Below are 1713 nucleotides of genomic sequence, written 5' to 3'. Positions count from 1 at the left end.
TCTGAAAGGCCACATCAACAGGCCTTACAGAAGACCGCACACGATCACACGTCAATATGGGTCAGAAAACTCTTGCATAACGGACGGCAACCACAGAAGGAAATGCACACGGCGCCCCGATCCTCGCGCCGGTCGGGGATATAGACGGTCTCCGCCTCCTGCCCGTCGCGGAAACGGAACAGGAATTTGCGTGTCTCGTCACTGGACGTCTGGACGGTGGCGGCCTGTGGGCGACTGACGACGAAACGCTCCGCCAGTTTTTCCTGCAGGGGCTTGGCAATCGAACTCATGCGGGAGAAATCGGTCACGCCCTGATGGTAGATCCAGTGCCATAACTGCTTGGTGCGGAATGGCTTTTCCCCGATTTCCAGCAGGATTTCCGTCAGTTCCTCCCGCGACAGCCCCACCAGTTCGCGTCGCCCGTCGGGCAGCACGGCCGAAGGGGGGGCAAACTGCGCCGATTTGGCAAGGATGCGGCTGCGTTCATCATCGGTCAGCGCCGCTGCCGACGCGGCCTCCCGAACGGGACTGGCATAAGGGGGTGGGACTGCGGACATAGCGAAACACGCCTTGATGTTCGGACCGGGACAGGTTCAGGAATGGGATTGCCCGCTCCCTACCACATCTGCCCCACCGAAAGCGACCACAGACTAAAAAGCGATGTCAAAAGGCCGCCCACAAAACATATCGAAATTTCAAAAAGTTTTTGGTGAAGCTTTTTTTCAAAAAGCTTCAAAAGATGCCGCCTTTAAAGAAAGAGGCCACCCAAAAAACTTCTATTCGTCATCAGGCACCCTTGCGTGCCGCGATCAGGAATTCGCGGTTGCCTTCCGGTCCTGTGATGGGACTGGGTTCGATCCCGATCACGGACCATCCCGGAAGCGACTGCCACCAGTCATGGATCATGGCGCATACGGCGTCATGGACCGCCGGATCACGCACCACGCCCTTGGGGCCGATAGCCTCATGCCCCGCCTCGAACTGCGGCTTGATGAGCGCGATCGCCCATGCCCACGGCACGCACAGGTCAATGGCGGCGGGCAGGACGGTCCGCAGCCCGATGAAACTGGCATCACAGACCAGCGCCCCGATGGGATCGGGAATGATCCCGGCATCGAGATGGCGCGCATTGCATTTTTCCAGCACGACGACCCGCGGGTCATTGCGCAGTTTCCACGCGATCTGCCCATGCCCCACATCCACGGCATAGACCTTCGACGCACCATTATGCAGCAGGACATCGGTAAACCCGCCTGTGGATGCCCCCACGTCAAGGCAGGTCAGGCCTTCGGGCGAGAAACCAAAATGCTCCAGCCCATGCGCCAGCTTGATGCCCCCACGCGAAACCCACGGGTGATCCTGCCCCTTGACCGTAAGCGGCACATCCTCGGCCAACTGGTCGCCGGGCTTGTCAATACGGCGGTTGGGCGTGAAGACCAGACCCGCCATGATGAGGGCCTGCGCACGCGTGCGCGTTTCAACCAGTCCCCGGTCAACCAGCATCTGGTCCACGCGCCGCTTCGCCATCCCTGCCTCCGCTTCCTGATCCGGGTTGCCGGATCAGGCCATCTGCTGCGACGGAGAACGCCCCAGCGCACCAAGCGCCGTATCCACGATCGCCTGCGCATCGAGGCCTGCCTCGTGGTACTGGGCGGCCTGGGTGTTGTGGTCGATGAAGCGGTCGGGCAGGGCCATGGGGCGGAAGCGCACGCG

The 1713-nt window shown here is 61.1% G+C and carries 1 protein-coding gene and 1 pseudogene; both read right to left on the bottom strand.

Annotated elements, in window-relative coordinates; genetic code table 11:
- Positions 1–74 precede the first annotated feature (74 nt).
- Positions 75–557: pseudogene (locus CFR72_RS16710) on the bottom strand (23S rRNA (adenine(2503)-C(2))-methyltransferase RlmN); the annotation flags it as partial.
- A gap of 229 nt (positions 558–786) precedes the next feature.
- Complete coding sequence (locus tag CFR72_RS16705) at positions 787–1527, bottom strand: TlyA family RNA methyltransferase (RefSeq protein ID WP_110914810.1); 741 nt, start codon at positions 1525–1527, stop codon at positions 787–789.
- Between the last annotated feature and the right edge of the window lie 186 nt (positions 1528–1713).

Origin of the sequence: Gluconacetobacter entanii, from assembly GCF_003206495.1 — a bacterium.
Classification (GTDB): Bacteria; Pseudomonadota; Alphaproteobacteria; order Acetobacterales; family Acetobacteraceae; genus Novacetimonas; species Novacetimonas entanii.
The sequence above is the reverse complement of the archived record's forward strand: the minus strand, read 5'-3'. Positions and strand labels throughout refer to the sequence as shown.